Origin of the sequence: Acidaminococcus fermentans DSM 20731 (assembly GCF_000025305.1) — a bacterium.
GTDB classification, from domain to species: Bacteria; Bacillota; Negativicutes; order Acidaminococcales; family Acidaminococcaceae; genus Acidaminococcus; species Acidaminococcus fermentans.
The window spans coordinates 1,831,418-1,850,431 of sequence record NC_013740.1 but is presented as its reverse complement, the minus strand read 5'-3'; the positions used below and the strand labels follow the sequence as shown (position 1 = coordinate 1,850,431).

Sequence of the window (19,014 nt, the reverse complement as noted above, 5' to 3'; positions counted from 1 at the left end):
CTGACATCTAAATGATTTACGAAAGGAGAGCGCATACCATGACCGGTGGAATCACCCTGATCCTGGTGCTGGCCCTGATGGGCGGCCTGATTGCCTATCTGGGCGACAAACTGGGAAGCAAGATCGGCAAAAAACGGCTCCGGCTTTTTGGCCTGCGCCCTCATGACACTTCCGTGCTCATGACCATCCTCAGCGGAATCCTGGTGGCCGCCCTCACCATCACCGTCCTGACCATTTCCTCCAAGGAGGTCCGTACCGCCCTGTTCGGCATGAAGAAGATGCGGGCGGAAATCGCTTCCCTGACCACAGCCCGGGACCAGGCCAATCAGGAACTCAGTGCCCAGAACGCCAAGATCCAGGAACTGGATCAGAAAATCGGGGAGGCCACGGCAGCGGCCGACCAGGCCAGACAGCAGGAGGCTGCGGCCAAAACCCAGATGGCCCAGGCCCAGGCCCGGATGCAGCAGGCCCAGGCCGATCTGGAACAGCTACAGGCCCGGTACAGCGAAGCCAGCGCCCGGCTCCAGGAAGCCCAGGCCCAGGTCCGTCAGGCCGAAGCCGCCCGGGATAAGCTCCAGCAGGATGTGAAATCCCTGGAAGACACCGCCAAAAAACTCCAGGCAGGCATCGTGGCCGTCCGGGAAGGGGATGTGGTGTTCCGCAGCGGCGAAATTCTCTATTCCGGAGTGCTGAAAGGCGGTCAGAAAGAAGAAGAGACCCAGAAACAGCTCCAGGATTTCCTGAACCAGGCCAACATCCAGGTGGCCGGACGCATCGGGGTGGATCCCTCCACGCCGGTGATCTGGCTCAGTCGGGAAGCGGTGGAAAGCGCCGCCGACAAACTGGGCAGTGCCAAGGGGGATATGTATGTCCGGGTCTGCGCCGCCGGCAACATCCTGTCCGGCGAAGTGGTGGTGTCCCGTCTGGAAATGGTGGGGGACAAGGTGGTCTATCCCCAGGGCACCCTGATCCTGGCCCAGGCCATTACCGTGGATCCCGATTCCAACCAGTCCGATCTGGCCCTGATGGCCTTTTTGAAGTCCGTGAACCGCACCGCCCAGGCCGATGGAGTCATCCCCAATCCCATTACCGGGGATGTGGGAGCCATTACCAGCACCGAACTGTCCAACGCCAGCGAAAAGATCCGCAGCCTGGGAGGCCGGGTCACCATTACCGCCCGGGCCCGGAAGGATATCACCGTGGCCGGTCCCGTGCTGCTGGATCTGGAGATCCGCCCGTCAGGAGGGCTGCCCCGTGAATAAGAAGGCACTCTATCTGGGCGTGGATCCCGGCCGGGACAAGACCGGTGCCGCCCTGGTGGCCGGGGACGGCACCCTGGTCCGCCAGGCCATCCTGCCCACGGACCATTTCACGGACCATCTCCGGGCCTTCCTGGCCGGGGAAAGCCCTGCCGGCTGCGTTTTGGGAGACGGCACCACTTCAACAACCATGCACCGGCAGCTGGAGGAAACTTTTCCCCGGCTGCCCCTTTTTACCGTGGATGAATACGGCAGCACCCAGGAAGCCAAAAAACTCTACTGGCAGCTGTTTCCGCCCCGGGGCTGGAAACGGTTCCTGCCCCAGGCACTTCTGGATGCACCGTCCGCAGTGGATGGACTGGCGGCCGCCGTACTGGTACGGAGATATCTCCGTGATAAAACTGTGAAATAACGACTGAAAAGTCACGAAACTGACCCAATAGTCAAGTGAAGGAACAAGGTACTATCTGATGGAAGTGGAAACTCTTCCCCAGGCACCTTGTTTCTTTTTTTGCTCCATGTTACACTGCAGATGTGAAGAAATTCACACAGTCCCGCCAAGGGGCCACTGGATGGAAGCATCCGGGATGTGTACGTAGAGGAAACAAGGATACTCGCACGGAAAAGACCGGAAAGCGCCGGAAAGGAACCCTGACAGCAGGACAAATCCAATCCAAGGGAGTGTTTTCCTATGAAAAAATCCTTAGTATTTGCCATGGCTATGGCACTGGGTGTCAGCGCAACCGCTTTCGCTGCCAACCCCTTCTCCGACCTGCCTGCCGGCCACTGGGCTTATGGCGCTGTTGCCAAACTGGCTGCCGCCGGCGTGGTTGACGGGTATCCGGATGGCACCTTCAAAGGCGACAAGACCATGACCCGTTATGAAATGGCTCAGATCGTGGCCAAGGCTCTGGCCAAAGGCGCCATCGGTGCTGATGACAAACTGGTCAGCGAATTCGCTGACGAACTGGACAACCTGGGTGTCCGGGTTGCCAAACTGGAAAAGAACGCTGACAACGTGAAGATCACCGGGAACGTTCGTGCCAGCTACCGGGACAGCAGCGGCGGCAAGATGAAGGGTGATAATTCCAGCAATTCACAGTCCCGTTTGCGTACCCGTCTGTTCCTGACCGGGGAAGTGAACGACAACTGGCATTACGTTTCCATGCTGGAAAACAACCAGTACTTTGCTGGTAAAAACGAATCCGGTGACTCCGACACTTCTTTCCAGAGAGCTTACCTGAACGGTAACATCGGTGTCTGGAACATCACTGCAGGCCGGTACCATAAGAACATTGCAGAAGGCAATGTCTATGATACCCGTGTGGACGGTGTGGAATTCAAGGTTCCCTTCGGCCAGGCTTATCTGAGCGCTGCCTATGGCAAGATGGCCAATGTTGATGCTTATGGCTATACCAACAAAGTGCTGGGCACAGTTGACGGCAGAGAATGGAACAAGAAAGATTCCGTAGCGGACAAGTTCTGGAACGCAGAACTGGGCGGCACCATCGGCAACCTGGATCTGGCCGCCACCTACACCAAGGCGGATGACCTGAATCCGTACATCGACAACGGCCTGACCGGCGACAACAAGATCTGGACCGTAGGGGCCAACTACAAAGCCGGCGACTTCAAGATCGGTGCCATGTACCTGAAAGGCGACGATGACACCCTGAAGAACAGCGACTACAAGAACGGCGACGATGACGGCTATGTGGTATCCCTGGGTTACAAGGGCGCCACCGCTGCCAAACCCGGCAGCTGGGGCCTGTTTGCCAAATACTATGATCAGGGAGCTCCGACCATGATTTACCACACCATGAACGGTATGTGGGATTCCTTCAACGGGGAAGGCTTCAAAGGCTATAACGTGGGCGGCAACCTGACCCTGGCCAAGAACATGGTGGCTCAGGTGGAATACTACGACCTGAAGGGCAAAGAATCCGATGCCCATGCCCGGACCCTGTGGTCTCAGATGGTTGTAACCTTCTAAAAACCAATATATCCGCCCTTTTTAAGGGCGGGGGACCAGCCGAAGGCTGGTGGTGGGTTCTTCCTCACCAATACAAAAAGGACGATTCTTCGGAATCGTCCTTTTTGTATACTATAAAAATAAAAATACGTGATAAAACTTAGAATAAACATAGAATAATCACAACAAAGTGCAACTGTCGGTCAAAAATACTTCACAAATTTGCTTTTTTCTGTAATCTTGTGTTAAAATAAAACCGTGACAAGAAGTTGTCACAATAGTATTGTGAAAATCCAAAGAGCTGAACGCTGAAAGAACCAGAGGAAACAAGGATACTCGCGGCAGAGGTCAGCTGGATGCTCCCAGGAAATTCACTCCGTGATTCCTAAGGAGGAATATCCCATGAAAAAGTCTTTAGTTTTTGCTATGGCTATGGCTCTGGGCGTAAGCGCAACTGCTTTTGCTGCCAACCCGTTCTCCGATCTGCCTGCTGGCCACTGGGCTTACGGCGCTGTTGCCAAACTGGCTGCTGCCGGCGTAGTTGATGGTTATCCTGATGGCACCTTCAAAGGCGACAAGACCATGACCCGTTATGAAATGGCTCAGATCGTTGCCAAGGCTCTGGCCAAAGGCGCTATCGGTGCTGATGACAAACTGGTCAGCGAATTCGCTGATGAACTGGACAACCTGGGTGTCCGCGTTGCCAAACTGGAAAAGAACGCTGACGCTGTAAAGATCACCGGGAACATCCGTACCCATTATGCTCATACTACCGGCGACTTTGGTAAGAAGAGCGTAACCAAGACCCGGTCCCGTCTGTTCTTCACCGGTGAAGTGAACGACAACTGGCATTATGTTGGGATGCTGCAGAACGAACAACAATGGAACAATAAAGGCGATAACGACTCCGGCGATAACGACACTGACTTCCAGAGAGCTTACCTGACCGGTAACATCGGTGTTGTGAACATGAACCTGGGCCGTTACAACGGTACTTATGCTGAAGGCAACGTGTACGATACCCGTGTGGATGCTGTAAATGCCAACACCAAATTCGGTGCTACCTACCTGGGCGCAACCTGGGGCAAAATGGCCAATGTTGATACCTACGGCTGGACCGGCTTTGATAAGGCTACTGCAGATGAAAAGGCTAAGGCTAAAGAATCCAAAGCTGGCGAATTCACTCAGGCTGTATTGGGCGGCGACATCGGCAACCTGAACCTGGAAGCCAACTACCTGCATGTAAAAGATCTGGATACCAACTGGGTTAAAGGTTCTGACAACATTTGGACCGCTGCAGCCAACTACAAAGCAGGCGATTGGAAGATCGGTGCTATGTACCTGCACGGCGATGCCGATGAAAAGATTGACGGTGTAGAACCCGATAACGATGGCTGGGTAGCTACCCTGGCTTATAAGGGTGCTTCTGCTGCCAAAGCTGGTTCTTGGGGCCTGTTCGGTAAATACTATGACCAGGGCGGCGCTACCTACATCGCTCATACCATGAACGGTAACTACGATGCTTTCGGCCCGGACGGCTTCAAAGGCTGGATGGTCGGCGGCAACCTGACTGTGGCCAAGAACATGGTGGCTCAGGTTGAATACTATGACCTGAAAGACAAAGGGTCTACCAGCGATCATAACAAGACCCTGTGGTCTCAGATGGTTGTTACGTTCTAATCTCCGATTGGAACCCAAAAGACGATCTCGCAAGAGATCGTCTTTTTTTATGCAAAATAATCGATAAAAAGTGTAATAAAATGTACAAAGTAAAACGTATCCTGCAAGTCTATGCCGATACTATTGTAAAATATATGTAAATATGGTACTTTATAAAAAGTTGATAGAATTGTCACAATTGATTTATCCCAGGCAGGTGGATTGATTCTTTTGCCAGGAACAGAGGAAACAAGGAGACTCGCGGGAATGGAAAGAAACGGAAAACTGCCTGGATAAAAATAACTTCTGGGAGGAATCTCCAATGAAAAAATCTTTAGTGTTTGCCATGGCTATGGCTCTGGGCGTCAGCGCCACTGCCTTTGCTGCCAACCCCTTCTCCGACCTGCCTGCTGGCCACTGGGCCTATGGCGCTGTGGCCAAACTGGCTGCTGCCGGCGTAGTGGATGGGTATCCGGATGGCACCTTCAAGGGTGACAGGACCATGACCCGGTACGAAATGGCCCAGATCGTGGCCAAAGCCCTGGCCAAAGGCGCCATCGGTGCGGATGACAAACTGGTCAGCGAATTCGCCGATGAACTGGACAACCTGGGGGTCCGGGTGGCCAAACTGGAAAAGAATGCGGACAATGTACAGGTGACCGGGGCTGCCCGTATCAGCTATGCAGATCGCAGAGGCGGCGGCTTCAAGAATTGGGATGACAAATCCGAAGCCCAGCTGCGGACCCGTCTGTGGTTCACCGGTGAAGTGAACGACAACTGGCATTACACCGCTATGATCCAGAACCAGCAATACTTCGAAGGCAAGAACGAATCCGGCGACAGCGATACGAACTTCCAGAGAGCTTACCTGAACGGGAATATCGGCGTGGTGGACATCACCGCCGGCCGTTTCAATGACTTCATTGCCGATGGGAACGTGTTCGATGACCGTGCCGACGCTGTCCGGGCTGATGTAAAATTCGGCCAGGGATATCTGTCCGCTGCCTATGGTAAGCTGGCCAACGCTGATCGGTATGGCTGGCAGGATAAAAATGGTTCTGTAGGGGATACCTACTGGAGCGCAGCCCTGGGCGGCAAATGGGGCAACCTGCATGGCGAAGCCACTTATACCAAGATCAATGACCAGGACTTCGGCGCCATGAAAGAAGGGGAAAGCACCCTGGAGAAGACTGATAACAAAATCTGGACCGTTGGGGCCGATTATACCGCCGGCAAATGGAATGTGAACGCCATGTACCTGAAGGGTGACGCTGATTCCAAGAACAATAGCTGGGTCAACAATGTGGATGATGATGGTTATGTAGTGGGTCTGGGCTATGCCGGTGCCGATGAAAAGAAACCGGGCACCTGGGGCCTGTATGCCAAATACTATGACCAGGCTGCTGTGACCGTGGCCTCTCACACCATGAACGGCGACTGGTACGTATTCCCGTACACCGGGTTCAAGGGCTACATGGTGGGCGGCAACCTGACCGTGGCCAAGAACATGGTGGCTACCGTGGAATACTATGATCTGAAGAATAAAGATGCAGAAAACGGCATCGATGCAGGCAACAAACACGCCCGCACCCTGTGGTCCGAACTGAACATCACTTTCTGATGATCCCATCAGAATCACAAAAAACGGCTCTCCCCAAAGGAGGGCCGTTTTTGTATACCGGGGAAACCAGTGCAGAGGGAAGAACGTAGAGTGCAGAGCGGGACAGCGGAAATCCAACGACCCATCGCGATGCCGCAGGGGCCGCATGCCGGGCGGCCCGCCAGTGCCGGTTCTAACGTCTTCTCCTATCCGTAGGGGGCGCAGGCCCGGCGCCCCGCATAGTTGCAGGTCCCGTCCCGGCCGCCCGGCAGGGCCATACGTTCAAAGCCAAATGCCCTGCATTTGGCATCCGAAACGATGAACGATGAACCCACAGGGCCGGTTCTGACGACCCTCCATCATGGAGTTGCAAAATAGAAACGTTTATGATAAAATGAATAAAAATTTCAGAAAATAATTCGGCAAGCATCATTGACTTTTGCCACTATTTCATGTATGATATTAGCACCAATAAGGTTAATAGTGTCCTTGGTAGTAAGCCGTCCGATAATAGGGATAGAGCCGAATCCAGGGACTTTTTTATATTCGGAGGTGTTTCCCATGATACGAACGGCAATCCTGGTGGATGGAGGTTTTTACAGACGCAGGGCGCAGGCCTGCCTGGGAGAGAAAACGGCACAGGAGAGAGCAGAAGAACTCATCCAATACTGTCATCGGCATATTAAAAGATTCCGCCATGAAGAAGCGTTGCTGTATCGTACGGCCGCTGACTGTTGACAGCTGACAAAGGCCGCCGGAGGTTCCGGCGGCCTTTTCATAAGGAAACCATATGCCGGGGGCAGATGCTTCTGAATGGAAACGCAGCCCAGAGGGCTGCTAACCCACCACCATTGCGCAAGCGCAACGGTCCCCCGCCCTTGAAAAGGGCGGATAAAAAATAGTGGTCGGGCAGAACCGTTCAAAGCCAAATGCCCGGCATTTGGCATCCGAAACGATGAACGATGAACCCATAGGGGTCCGAATTCTTCTTCCCCCCACCTTGTCAAAGAAGTTACTTTAGTGTATAATTTGTGGCGTAAAGTTATATAAAACTAACTATGCTTCACCCCAATCCATTTTTCTGCCGGAGGAAACACGGATACTCCTGACAGGCCCTGGCTGGGGGAAGCACCACAAGGAGGCTTTTATCCATGAACAAAAAACTGATCCTGGCTCTGGCCATGGCTCTGGGCGTCAGCGGTACGGCCCTGGCGGCCAATCCTTTTTCCGATCTGCCTGCCGGGCACTGGGCTTACGGCGCTGTGGCCAAACTGGCGGCCGCCGGCGTGGTTGACGGGTATCCGGACGGCACTTTCAAAGGGGACAAGACCATGACCCGGTACGAAATGGCCCAGATCGTGGCCAAAGCCCTGGCCAAAGGCGCCATCGGGGCCGATGACAAGCTGGTCAGCGAATTCGCCGATGAACTGGACAACCTGGGCGTTAGAGTTGCCAAACTGGAAAAGAATGCTGACAACGTGGCCATCACCGGGGAAATCCAGATGAGCTACCGGAACGATTCCGGTTCCGCCACCGGCAAGGGCAGCGAATCTGATCTGCGGACCCGTCTGTGGTTCACCGGGGAAGTGAATGACAACTGGCATTATGTTTCCATGCTGGAAAACCACCAGTACTTCGGCGGCCGCAACGAATCCGGGGACAGCGACACGGATTTCCAGAGAGCGTTCCTGGATGGCCGGATCGGCAGCGTGGAACTGAAGGCCGGCCGGTATGATGAATTCCTGGCGGATGGGAATATCTATGACAGCCAGGTGGACGGGGTGAAGGCCAAGGTGAACCTGGGCCATGCTTCCTACCTCCAGGCAGCCTACGGGAAAATGGCCGATGTATCCGGGTTCGGTTATATGAGCGATGACGAAAAAAACTCCGTAGCCGACAAATTCTGGACCGCTGAACTGGGCGGGGATACGGGCAACCTGCATCTGTCTGCCACCTACACCCGGGCGGACAATGTGACCTTCCTGGACGGAGCGGACAATGAGATCTGGACCGCCGGTGCCGGATACCAGGCCGGGAAACTGGGCCTTAACGCCATGTACCTGCGGGGCAGCAACGATTACGAAAAAGACCGCAGCTGGGACAAGGACGGCTGGGTGGCCGGCCTGACCTATGGCGGAGCTGAAAGCAGCAAGCCGGGCAGCTGGGGCCTTCTGGCCACTTATTACGACCAGAGCGCTTCCACGGTGATCGCCCACACCATGGATGGCAACTGGGATACCTTCGTTCCCGGTGAAAGCGGCGTCACCAATGGGTTCAAAGGCTGGAAAGTGGGCGGCAACCTGACCCTGGCTAAAAACATGGTGGCCGAAGTGGATTACTACGACCTGAAAGGCAAGGAAGGGGACCAGAACGGCAAACACGCCCGGACCCTGTGGAGCCAGTTTGTAGTAACATTCTAATTTCTTCCATAAAAAAGACCGTCACATCATTGATGCGACGGTCTTTTTTCATTCGGCTAGTGACTAGTGACAGGGCCGAAGGCCCCTTAGCTGAGCTGTTGCATAGCAAAGCTCCTATCTCCACGTATTGCACTGTGTCATCTGGTCCACCAGGGGGGTTCCGCTGCCGGCCATGAGATCCACTTTGCTGACTACCACCTGCATGATCCGGTTCTTCACCACTCCGCTGGAGGTCTCCATGCCGTAGGAGGCCAGGGAATGGATCATGTAGGGGGTGCCGTTGGAATTCCCCAGCACCATCATCACATGGTAGGGGGTAAACAGCAGGGAACCGGGAGCGGCGGTTTTGATATAGGCCAGTTTCTGGTCGTGGGTCATGCCCTGGAAGCTTTTTCCCGGGAAGGACTGGGCCTGTTCGTCCCCGTTCCGGGGCAACTGGATGCCCATGGTCTTGTACACGTCCTGGACGAAGGAAGAGCAGTCCACGCTGTTGTGCATGCCGCCCCAGCCATAGGGGGCACCCAGGTGCTTGAAGGCCATTTCAATGGTGTTGTTGGCGGTGTAGGGCAGGTATCCCTGGTGCAGGTCCGTTCCGTAGGCGGCTTTCACCGGGACAATCTGGAGATAGCCCTGGTGGTCCCGGGTGGGCAGCAGCAGGTTCCCGTTCCGGGTGGGGATGGCGGTGCCCATCTGGTACAGCTGGGACTGGCTGCCGGCCTGGAGGGTCAGCACCCGGCCGGTGACCACGGCGGGAGAAGCCGGATTGGCATAGGTCTGCCAGGTCTTGGCATCCGTGATGGCTACTTTGTTCCGGGGAACCCAGCCCCGGTAATGGGGGGTACGGACGAAGATGAAGTTCCCCTGGGGATTGGTGTGGTATACCCGCACCGGGGTGGCCGGATCCACTGCCGTTTCCTGCCAGTTGTCGAACTGGGTGTCGGATGCGGAATCGAAGGCCCGCTGGAGGGTGGGGAAGGAACGGAGATCCACCCGGTCCACCACCACTCCGTATTTCACCGTGTTGGTGGGACGGATGTTGGCCTTGGCATCCTGGACCAGCTGGGCCGCGAAGGAATGGCTCAGGGGAGCCCGCTGGACGTACTGGTCCTCATCCATGCCGAAGGCGTTCACGTAGCCGGTGAGCTTGTCCCCGGAAATTGTGGGCCCCAGGTCCTGGATGGAATCTCCGAAAATGGCTTTGTCCATCTGGGCGTTCATGGCTTTGATCCGTTCCGGTGTGGCCAGGATAGTGTTCCCCGCCGGGGTGGTCCAGGCGGACGGTTTGGTGAGAGCAGCCGGTGTGCCGGGCATGGCCGCGGCGGCAAAAGCCACCGAAGCGGACAGGCACAGGGCACCGGTCAGAAGAGAAATGCGATGAAAAGCATGCAGCAATATGATGACCTCCTTTATATAGCGTTCCTATTATACCATAAGAAGGGCTGCTGCACGCGCAACAGCCCGGTCGAGTATGTGTCAACAAGTTCTCGGTGAAGCCTTCATCGCAGTATAGTTATGCAGCAAAGTGCAGAGTGAAGAGTGCAGAGTGAAGAGCACGGACTAAACCGTACCCCTTGTCAAGGACAGTTTCTAAAAGTAGGACCCCTTGTTTTAGACAGTTCAACAATCCTGGTACCTTTAAAATGGACGTTTGGTAATTGTCTATCAGAAGGCCCCTAACCATCCAATCTTATGCACTGGCTCCTTACTCATAAAATGGCTGCTTTTGCCATTTTATGAGGTGAGCTGGTTCCCCAGCTCACAGGCTCTCCGCTTCAATGTAGGAACCTCGGGCATCTTGGGAATATCGAGCGGATAAACCCCTGTTGTTACAAATTGGTAGAACTCGTTTGGCGACAGTTTCGCCAGTTCCCACTGGTAGCGCTCGTTGTTGTAATAATCCATGTAATCATCTACGATGGCTTTCACCTCCTCGAAGCTCACTGCTGCTGCAATTTTCTTTTTCACATGGTCTTTCATACGGCCGAAGAAGCTTTCCTGCGGCGCATTGTCCCAGCAATTCCCCCGCCGTGACATGGATTGTCTGAGATTCTTGTCATGGAGGATATCGATGAAGCTGTGACTCGTGTAATGGCAACCCTGGTCAGAATGCACGATGGTTTCAGCATGCAGTGAGACGCCGTGATCTCGAATCAGGTTGTTCACCGTTTCTACCACGAAATCCACCTCCAAAGAATCGCTGAGGACATACGCCAGAATCAGGTTGTTCACCGTTTCTACCACGAAATCCACCTCCAAAGAATCGCTGAGGACATACGCCAGAATCTGCTTGGTATAGGCATCCAGTATGGTGGAAAGATAAGCAAAAATCCCATTGTAAGGAAGATAGGTAATATCTGTCAGCAGTACCATGCGAGGACCATAGTCCTCAAACTGGCGCTGCAGCAGATTATCGGCCACCGTATTGGTCTTCAGGGCTTTCGCCAGCTGCCGATAGGGATTCGCCTTCCTGATGGGGCAAAGCAGGTGGAACTTTTTCATCAGACGACGGATTTTCTTCACATTCATAATGACGGGCGGATCCATGTGGAGCAGCTCCATATAGATGCTGCGGGCGCCCTTCTTGTACCCCCGTCTTTTGTAAGCGGCAAGGATCAGTTCAAAGTCCTTGCGGTCCTGTTCTTGCTGGGCCTGCCGAAATGCTTCCGCCTTTACCCAGGCATAATAACCGCTTCGGGACACGCCTGCCATCTTGCATAAACTGCTGATGGAAAGTCTGTTCTCGCTGGTACTTACCGTCTTTTCTATGATTTCGAACATACAAGAGGAATCGTTCATGAGCAGAGAACCTACCTTTTTGTGTTCTTGATCGCGAAAATTTTTTTTAAATATTCCACTTCCTGCCGCAAGTATTCAACTTCATATCTGAGGGCCTTAATGTCATCTTCAGGCTTGACCTTGGCGGCGGTGTCAGACCTGTCGGCGGGTCTCCTGCCTTCATAGAAACAGCCATATTTGGCATATTCCTCTTTGATATGCTGGAGAGCACCGCCAATGCGTCTTTCGCCCAGTACAGCAGGATCAAAGCCGTATTTTTTGAAGATGTCTTTGGGATAGACTCCTTCCATGTATTCGGTGTAAAAGATTTCTTTAAAGGACTTCCTCAGGACCAGGGTAGAGCGGCTTACGCTATACACATAAGGGTTCTGGCGCAACGCTGCAATCTGCTCCTCAGTAAAAAGTTTTCTGCTCATGTGGATTCTCCTTGGCTTTATTGGATTTGAGGATACCACATGCATATGATTGTGTTCAATAGGTTGGGTCCAAAATGAGCACGCCAATTTTAAAGGATTCAAATTGTAGCCTGTCCAATTTTGTGGGCAGGTGCTACTCTTAAAAAGTGTCCACACTTATGGGTACAGTATAGACGATGAAAACCCAATGACCCATTGCGATGCCGTAGGGGGCGCAGGCCCGGCGCCCCGCCAGATGCACGAGGTTCCGACACCAAAACGACCAACGGTGAACGATGAACCTCACAGTTTCTCCCGGACGCTGACAGAGTTTCTTATGGTATAATATCCCTTGTGATACACAATGGAGAAAGGACGATAGCCCCTATGGGAAAATATGTGATCGCCCGGCCTGTGGCCAGTGAGCTGGTGGTGGAAAAATCCCGGTTCCTGTGTACCCTGGCCCGGGTGGAAACGGAAGGAGAGGCCCAGGAATTTGTCCGGGCCATGAAGAAAAAATACTGGGATGCCACCCACAACTGCTCGGCCTACATTGTGGGGCCGGACAACCGGGTGGAACGGTCCAACGATGACGGGGAGCCCAGTGGTACTGCCGGGTCGCCCATGCTGGAAGTGCTCCGCCGGAAGGACCTGTACAACACGGCGGCGGTGGTGACCCGGTATTTCGGAGGCATCAAGCTGGGGGCCGGGGGCCTTACCCGTACCTACGGGAAATGTGTGGCCCAGGCGGTGGACGAAGCAGGGCTGGCGGAAAGGGTGCCCATGGGGGACTATTCCTTTGTCTGGTCCCTGGACGATGTGGGACGGGTGCTGAACCAGCTGTACCAGCAGCCCCTGTTCACCGTGGGGGACGTGGAATACGCCAACCGGGCCAAAATCCACCTGGTGATGCCCCGGAACCGGAAGGGGGAAGCGGAAGCCTGGCTCACGGAAACCCTCAGCCGTCCGGTGAATTTGGAAGAAGAGAAAACTTTCTTTGAAGAATGTGCCGTGGATCCGGGCCAGCCTTGATTTTCCCTCCCCGATACAGTACACTAATACTATTGTACATCATGAGATGATGGGGAAAGAATATCTTTAGAAAGCAGGCATGATCAATGCTGAAAAAAACTTGTGCTGTCCTGATGAGCTGTCTGGTCCTGGGGGCCACCACAGTTCCGGTCTGGACGGCGGAGGCCAGTGTCTCCGTAAAGACGCTGAGCCGTACGGAAAATAAAGTAACGGTGGAATGTCCTCAGGTCAGCGGCGGCAGCCGGTCGGCGGATGACAAAATCAACCGGGCTCTCAGCAGCCAGGTGGCTTCTTTCGTCAGCGAAGCCTCCACCCTGGGGGGCGGCAAGGTCCATTACGATGTCCACAGATCCGACGAGGATCTGGTCAGCTTCACCCTGGTGATGACCCCCAACATGGGCGTGGAAGAAAGCGTCGGTATGACCTTTGACCGGAAGACCGGGGAACTGCGGCCTCTCAGCTACTACTATACCAAAGACCAGCTGGCAGGACTGGCCCAGAACGGGCTCCAGTATCTGTATGATGTGGACCCGGCCAAACTCCAGACCCTTCCGGATACCTATTATGTGGACCGGGACGGCAGCTTGATCGGGGTGTACCATGCAGGAGCCGTACTGGACAAAAGCGAGGGAGAAATCGAAATCAACCTGTCGGCGGCGGGCATGGATGAAGAGGGCAATGTGACCGAAGCTCCCATCGACCACAGCAGTGCCGCACCGGCGGAAACGGAAAATGCTTCCAGCCAGGGAACGGCGGTAAGCGGAGGGTCCAGACCGGCGGAAACCGCAGCCGGCACCGGGGAAAGCACCGGCCAGGGCCTGGCCCGGATCCGGGCTCGTCTGGCAGCCAAAGAAAAAGCTCAGGACGAAGCCAAAGCCAAAGCGGACGCCAAGGCCAGAGCAAAAGCAGAAAAAGCCGCCAAAGCCAAGGCGGAAGAACAGGCCCGTCTGGAGGCCCAGGCCAAAGCAGAAGCCCAGGCCAGAGCGGAAGCCAGAGCCAAAGCCCGGGCAGAAGCCAAAGCCCGGGCGGAAGAAGAAGCCCGGAAAGAAGCGGCCCAAGCAGCCAAAGCCCGGAAGGCAGAGAAAAAGAGAGCTGCGGAAGCAGCAGCCGGCAGCCTGACCGTGGCCAAAGGGGTGAAAGCAGCCGGAAAGACCGCTACTGCCAAACCGGCGGTGCCGGAAACCAAACTGGAAGGGGTTAAGGAACAGGCTCCGGCCCGTCCCATGACCGTGAAGGAAAAGGTGGCGGCCATCCAGGCTCAGGAAGCCCGGGAAGAAGCAGCCCGGGAAGAAGCACGGATGAAGGAACTGGTGGCCATCAAGGAAGCCGCTGAAAAACGGGCGGCGGAAGAAAAAGCCCGCCGGGAAGCGGAAGAACGGGCGGCAGAAGAAGCCCGCCGGCAGGCCGAAGCCGAGGCAGAAGCGGAACGCCAGGCGGAAGCACAGCGGCAGGCGGAAGCCGCCAGAGCCGCGGCGGCAGCCCTGGATACGGACGTAAGCGGAGCCGGGGTGATCACCGGCAGCGACGTGCGGATGCGGGACGGCGCCGGCCTGGACAGCGGCGTCATCGGCGTGTTCAGCCAGGGCGAATCGGTGGAAGTCCTGGGCAGCACCCGGGCGGACGGCATGACATGGTACAAGGTCTCCCGCAGTGACGGCTCCACCGGCTATGTGGCTGCCGATTACTGCAGCCTGGGCAACGGTGACTCTTCCAGCAGCCCCACGGGAACCATCACCGGTACCGATGTGCGGATGCGGGCCAGCTACAGCACGGACAGTGATGTGCTTGGGTATTTTGACAACGGGGAGACGGTCACTATCCTGGATGATGTGACCAGCGGCGGCCAGCGGTGGCTGAAGGTCCAGCGGAGCGATGGTTCTGTGGGCTGGGTGTCCGCGGATTTCTGTGCGGAGAACTGAGCTCCGGTTCCCTCTGGCAGGGAAACGGCGTTCGTGATACAATGATTGCAACAAAAGGAGAGGAGGCAGACCATGATGAAAAAACTGGGACGGATTCTTGCTGCACTGTGCTGTCTGCTGGGTCTGACTTTCCCCATGGAACGGAAAGTGGAGGCATCGGCCGCCGGCACCATCATCGGTACGGAAGTGCGGATGCGGAAAGGCGCCGGGACGGATACGGAGATCCTGGGCTATTTTGAAAACGGTGAAAAGGTGGAAGTCCTGAAGAGCAACGTGAACGAAGGACGGAAATGGTACGAAGTGAGCCGGAAGGACGGCACCCTGGGCTGGGTGGCCGGGGAATACTGCCGGGTGCCGGAAGGGTCCCTGATCCCTTCGGTGGCCCGTCTGGAGGACCGGAAGGGCCGGATCACCGGAACGGAAGTCCGGATGCGCAGCGACCCCAACCAGAACGGGGATGTGCTGGATTACTTCACCAAAGGGGAAATCGTCACCATCCTGGATGCAGCGGATGGAGGCGGCCTCCACTGGACCAAGGTTCAGCGGGAAAACGGAGACATCGGCTGGGTGGCTTCTGCCTACTGTGAGGAACTGTAAGCTTCTGGCCAACAGCCTTCGGAATGTGATAAAATAGGAGAAATGACAACTAGGAGGTTACACTATGAAAAAAATCTGGCAAACCCTGTCTGCTGTGGCATTCAGCGCCGCACTGACCCTGCCTGTATTCCGGCAGGCGGAAGCCGGTACCTTTACCTTCACTCCGTCCAAACCGGCGGAAACCACCACCCAGCAGCAGACCCCTGCTGCCCAGCCCCAGGTGAAATCCCTGAAATTGGCTGTGGTGCCCTTGATGATCGGGGAAAAAGTGGAAGACAACGAAGGGATGAAACCCATCGTGTTCAGCAACGAAATCGCCAAGGCCTTCCAGTATCCGGAATATGATATGGTGGATTCCGACATTGTCCGGAAAGTGGCTCTCCAGGAACAGGACAACCTGTTCACCCAGGCCGGGCTGGAAGCGGTAGCCAAAGCCAGCGGGGCCGATGTGGTCATCGTCATGGCCGTGGACAAGTTCGATGTGACGGAAGACAACTTCCGCCGGGAACCCATGACCATCCTGGATTACCGGGGCCGTTTCGCTACGGTGAACATGCTGAACCACAAGTTCAAACTGGACCACTGGAGCTATGGCCGTGAAATGGAATCGGGCGCCATCAATCCCCGGTCCGACTGGCCGCACCACGAATTCGGCCTGTTCTGCCGGAGAGAACTGAAGAAGGTTATTAAGAATAACAAATAAAAGGGTGTGTGAAAGACGTTCACACACCCGGGTCGCGGGTCGCGAGTCACGGGTCGCGAGCCAGGAGGTTCAAGCCGCTTGTTTTTTCTATAGGATGATAAGACAAAATCGGCTGGAATCTGCAAAACTGGATCTTCGGTCTGTACCAACAAGCCCGCGACTCGAGACCCGCGACCAAAGGGGCTGTTGCCTGTGCAACAGCCCCTGTTTTCATAAGGAAGGAATCACATCAATGGATTGGGCGGAAATCAAGGGAGCAGGCCGGGCCTGCTACAATCTCAAACATCTGAAGGAACGGAAGCGCTACTGGGTGTATCTTGTCCGCTGCCGGATGCATCAGGGCCAGATGGCGGGACTCCAGCAGTTCTTCCATGAGGATCCCCTGCGCCGGGAGGTGCTCCAGGGGATGCCCTGCCTGCTGGAACAGGCCACCCGGGCCTTCTTTTACAAGGGAGCAGACTGGGAGCAGCGGACAAAGCTGATCCGGGACCATGTGGCGGCCCTCCAGCAGAAGATGACGCCGGAATTCCTCCGGCAGATCTATGTCCGTCACGGACGGGTGAACCTGTGGACCGATGAATTCCAGGAAAAGCCCCTGACCCTGGACCTGCTGTTCCATCCGGGCCAGCGGAAGGAAGGGTGCCTGTCCCTGGTGCTCCACTGGGGGGACCTGGATTTTTACCAGATCATGTTCTGGCTGGGACCCTCCCCGGAAACCGGGAAGACCTGCTTCTGGGTGGGGGCTCTCCAGGGCACCAGCCTGGGGAATGATGCAGTAAAGGCCATGACCAAGAAGTTCTTCGGCTACCGGACCAAGAACCTGATCTTCTACGGGCTCCGGACCCTGGCGGATTTGATGGGCTGTGAAGCCATTTATGCGGTGACCAATGAAGGATACTACGCCATGAACCATGTGCGCATGGACCGGAAGCTGAAGACCAATTTTGGGGATTTCTGGGGAGAATGCGGAGGCGAACCCACGGCGGATCCCCGGTTCTACAAAATCCCCCTGGAGGAAAAGCGCCGGGACCTGTCGGAACTGAAACCCTCCAAACGGGCCAACCACCGGCGCCGGTACGAACTGATGGACAAAATGCGAGGGGAGATGGCGGAGAAACTGAAGCCTTTCGCCGTAGTCTGATTTATGTTACAATAAAACCGATCGTTTCTGAAAATTACCCTGACGGAGGTGTCTGGATTGAAGAAAAAAATCATCAGCCTGTTTTTGACAGCCCTGCTTTGCCTGACCTGCCTTGTCCCGGCCTTTGCCGAGGAAATGGCCGCCACCAATACGGTGGCCGGCAAACTGGAAACCGCGGAAAATTTCCTGTACGGCGCCGTGCAGACCGGATCCCTGGTTTCCCGGGTGGACAAAATGGAAACGGATATGTACGGACAGAAAAGCTCCGGTTCTGTGATGAGCCGGGTGGACAAGCTGTACAGCCGTCTGGAAGGAGCCCCGGTGGGCGGGAAGCTTTCCATGGCCACCATGATGAACGTCATCGAATGGCAGTTCTCTGACCGGATGTCCACCGATGCGGCCAAGACCCGTCTGGGGACTCTGGAAACCCAGATCTTCGGCACGGAATATGCCAAGGATTCTTTTACCAGCCGTTTGTCCCGTCTCACCAAGGCGGCTTTCCCCAACGGCAGCCTGACTTCCAGCACGGTAGTGCTGCCCAAGGATTCCCTGATCAAGGTGAAGTTCATGGAGGATATCAACAGCAAGACCAACCAGCAGGGAGATACCATCGACTTTGTGGTGGATGACAATGTGTATGTGGGGGATGCCCTGGTACTGCCCAAAGGGGCCAAGGGCTACGGCCAGATCAAAAAGATCGTGCAGCCCCGGATCTTCGGGCGGGATGCCCGGATCGATCTGGACTTCTCCCATGTGGTGGCCGTCAACGGGGGCGCCGTCCCTGTGATGGTGGGCGACCTGGCCAAACAGCAGGCCAAGACCGCTGCCGGTGCCGCCGGTGCTTCCATCGGGGGCATGATCCTCTTTGGACCGGTGGGCGTTGTGGGCGGCGCCTTCGTGAAAGGCTCCTCCGTGACCATCCCGGCAGGGACCAGCACCTATGTGCAGGTTGCGGAAGACACCAGTGTGGACGGAGTGATCCTGGCCGGCAGTGCCGTAGCCGGTCAGCAGCTGGATGGCTCCGCCCAGGACACCACGCCTGCCGTGGCCCAGCCCGCTTCTGCCGTGACCAAAGAAGCGGCTGCGGAAACCGTTCCGGCCCAGGAAGCCCAGAAGGAACCGGCTGCAGCACCCCAGCCCAAAAAGGACACGGGAGTCGCCCTGGATGAATCGGAAGAGGAAATGACCCAGCCGGCAGAAGAAAAACCGGCCGCCCAGGAACCCGCTGCCAAGAGCGGGGAAGACAAGGCGGACGACGAAACGGAGGCGGCTCTGGCGGAAGCCCGGAAACGGGACGAAGAAGCCAAGAAGCTGGCCCGGAAAGACAACAGCCAGCCCATGCTGGATGAAGACGACGGAAGCGCCTACGATACTTCCACTCTCTAAGGGAATATGCGGGACCCCTCTCTTTCACACAAAGTTGCGGAAGAGAGGGGCCTTTTGTGTTATAATATTGAAGAGTGTAACTGTTTTCCAGCCAGGGAACAGCCTGGCTGCTGCAATGATCTGAGTAAGAATTTA

The 19,014-nt window shown here is 55.8% G+C and carries 15 protein-coding genes; 12 read left to right on the top strand and 3 right to left on the bottom strand.

Going from position 1 to position 19,014, the window contains the following annotated elements; translation table 11 throughout:
• Positions 1-38: 38 nt before the first annotated feature.
• From ACFER_RS08530 to ACFER_RS08505, 6 genes are all read left to right on the top strand, one after another.
• Entirely contained in the window at positions 39-1,262 is a 1,224-nt protein-coding gene (locus tag ACFER_RS08530; RefSeq protein ID WP_012939012.1) for a DUF3084 domain-containing protein, read from the top strand.
• A complete protein-coding gene (locus tag ACFER_RS08525) occupies positions 1,255-1,671 on the top strand; it encodes a RuvC family protein (RefSeq protein WP_012939011.1) in 417 nt (138 codons plus the stop codon). Before ACFER_RS08530 ends, ACFER_RS08525 begins: the two co-directional genes overlap by 8 nt.
• 279 nt (positions 1,672-1,950) lie before the next feature.
• Positions 1,951-3,252, top strand: coding sequence for an S-layer homology domain-containing protein (locus ACFER_RS08520; RefSeq protein ID WP_012939010.1), 1,302 nt, complete (start codon positions 1,951-1,953; stop codon positions 3,250-3,252).
• Positions 3,253-3,633: 381 nt separating this feature from the next.
• On the top strand, positions 3,634-4,911 hold the full coding sequence (locus tag ACFER_RS08515) for an S-layer homology domain-containing protein (RefSeq protein ID WP_012939009.1): 1,278 nt from the start codon (positions 3,634-3,636) through the stop codon (positions 4,909-4,911).
• A gap of 301 nt (positions 4,912-5,212) precedes the next feature.
• Positions 5,213-6,511, top strand: coding sequence for an S-layer homology domain-containing protein (locus tag ACFER_RS08510; RefSeq protein WP_012939008.1), 1,299 nt, complete (start codon positions 5,213-5,215; stop codon positions 6,509-6,511).
• Positions 6,512-7,641: 1,130 nt separating this feature from the next.
• Positions 7,642-8,910, top strand: coding sequence for an S-layer homology domain-containing protein (locus ACFER_RS08505; protein WP_012939007.1), 1,269 nt, complete (start codon positions 7,642-7,644; stop codon positions 8,908-8,910).
• A gap of 114 nt (positions 8,911-9,024) precedes the next feature.
• Here the strand turns inward: ACFER_RS08505 and ACFER_RS08500 are convergent, their stop codons facing one another.
• The 3 genes from ACFER_RS08500 to ACFER_RS08490 all read right to left on the bottom strand — a co-directional run bounded on the left by ACFER_RS08500 (position 9,025) and on the right by ACFER_RS08490 (position 12,122).
• On the bottom strand, positions 9,025-10,302 hold the full coding sequence (locus tag ACFER_RS08500; protein WP_012939006.1) for a C40 family peptidase: 1,278 nt from the start codon (positions 10,300-10,302) through the stop codon (positions 9,025-9,027).
• A 339-nt stretch (positions 10,303-10,641) separates the two neighbouring features.
• Complete coding sequence (locus ACFER_RS08495; protein WP_222831707.1) at positions 10,642-11,688, bottom strand: DDE-type integrase/transposase/recombinase; 1,047 nt, start codon at positions 11,686-11,688, stop codon at positions 10,642-10,644.
• 29 nt (positions 11,689-11,717) lie between these two features.
• Positions 11,718-12,122, bottom strand: coding sequence for an HTH domain-containing protein (locus tag ACFER_RS08490; RefSeq protein WP_012939004.1), 405 nt, complete (start codon positions 12,120-12,122; stop codon positions 11,718-11,720).
• Between the two features lie 366 nt (positions 12,123-12,488).
• Here ACFER_RS08490 and ACFER_RS08485 point away from each other — a divergent pair, with 366 nt between their 5' ends.
• The 6 genes from ACFER_RS08485 to ACFER_RS08450 all read left to right on the top strand — a co-directional run bounded on the left by ACFER_RS08485 (position 12,489) and on the right by ACFER_RS08450 (position 18,879).
• Complete coding sequence (locus ACFER_RS08485; protein ID WP_012939003.1) at positions 12,489-13,133, top strand: YigZ family protein; 645 nt, start codon at positions 12,489-12,491, stop codon at positions 13,131-13,133.
• A gap of 86 nt (positions 13,134-13,219) precedes the next feature.
• A complete protein-coding gene (locus ACFER_RS11600) occupies positions 13,220-15,052 on the top strand; it encodes an SH3 domain-containing protein (protein WP_012939002.1) in 1,833 nt (610 codons plus the stop codon).
• A 72-nt stretch (positions 15,053-15,124) separates the two neighbouring features.
• Positions 15,125-15,649: an SH3 domain-containing protein gene (locus ACFER_RS08465; protein ID WP_012939001.1), complete on the top strand. Its 525-nt coding sequence runs from the start codon at positions 15,125-15,127 to the stop codon at positions 15,647-15,649.
• 64 nt (positions 15,650-15,713) lie between these two features.
• On the top strand, positions 15,714-16,352 hold the full coding sequence (locus tag ACFER_RS08460; protein WP_012939000.1) for a hypothetical protein: 639 nt from the start codon (positions 15,714-15,716) through the stop codon (positions 16,350-16,352).
• A 232-nt stretch (positions 16,353-16,584) separates the two neighbouring features.
• Entirely contained in the window at positions 16,585-17,493 is a 909-nt protein-coding gene (locus tag ACFER_RS08455; RefSeq protein WP_012938999.1) for a VirK/YbjX family protein, read from the top strand.
• A gap of 48 nt (positions 17,494-17,541) precedes the next feature.
• Positions 17,542-18,879 carry a prolipoprotein diacylglyceryl transferase gene (locus ACFER_RS08450; RefSeq protein ID WP_227898273.1) on the top strand — a complete coding sequence of 446 codons (1,338 nt, stop codon included), beginning with the start codon at positions 17,542-17,544 and terminating at the stop codon, positions 18,877-18,879.
• Positions 18,880-19,014 lie beyond the last annotated feature (135 nt).

What these genes read in the sequence shown, in the direction of transcription:
- ACFER_RS08465 (WP_012939001.1), top strand. Translation starts at nt 15,125, where the DNA reads ATGATGAAAAAACTGGGACGGATTCTTGCTGCACTGTGCTGTCTGCTG.
- ACFER_RS08495 (WP_222831707.1), bottom strand. Translation starts at nt 11,688, where the DNA reads ATGTTCGAAATCATAGAAAAGACGGTAAGTACCAGCGAGAACAGACTT.
- ACFER_RS08455 (WP_012938999.1), top strand. Translation starts at nt 16,585, where the DNA reads ATGGATTGGGCGGAAATCAAGGGAGCAGGCCGGGCCTGCTACAATCTC.
- ACFER_RS08505 (WP_012939007.1), top strand. Translation starts at nt 7,642, where the DNA reads ATGAACAAAAAACTGATCCTGGCTCTGGCCATGGCTCTGGGCGTCAGC.
- ACFER_RS08530 (WP_012939012.1), top strand. Translation starts at nt 39, where the DNA reads ATGACCGGTGGAATCACCCTGATCCTGGTGCTGGCCCTGATGGGCGGC.
- ACFER_RS08520 (WP_012939010.1), top strand. Translation starts at nt 1,951, where the DNA reads ATGAAAAAATCCTTAGTATTTGCCATGGCTATGGCACTGGGTGTCAGC.
- ACFER_RS08515 (WP_012939009.1), top strand. Translation starts at nt 3,634, where the DNA reads ATGAAAAAGTCTTTAGTTTTTGCTATGGCTATGGCTCTGGGCGTAAGC.
- ACFER_RS08485 (WP_012939003.1), top strand. Translation starts at nt 12,489, where the DNA reads ATGGGAAAATATGTGATCGCCCGGCCTGTGGCCAGTGAGCTGGTGGTG.
- ACFER_RS08460 (WP_012939000.1), top strand. Translation starts at nt 15,714, where the DNA reads ATGAAAAAAATCTGGCAAACCCTGTCTGCTGTGGCATTCAGCGCCGCA.
- ACFER_RS08510 (WP_012939008.1), top strand. Translation starts at nt 5,213, where the DNA reads ATGAAAAAATCTTTAGTGTTTGCCATGGCTATGGCTCTGGGCGTCAGC.
- ACFER_RS11600 (WP_012939002.1), top strand. Translation starts at nt 13,220, where the DNA reads ATGCTGAAAAAAACTTGTGCTGTCCTGATGAGCTGTCTGGTCCTGGGG.
- ACFER_RS08490 (WP_012939004.1), bottom strand. Translation starts at nt 12,122, where the DNA reads ATGAGCAGAAAACTTTTTACTGAGGAGCAGATTGCAGCGTTGCGCCAG.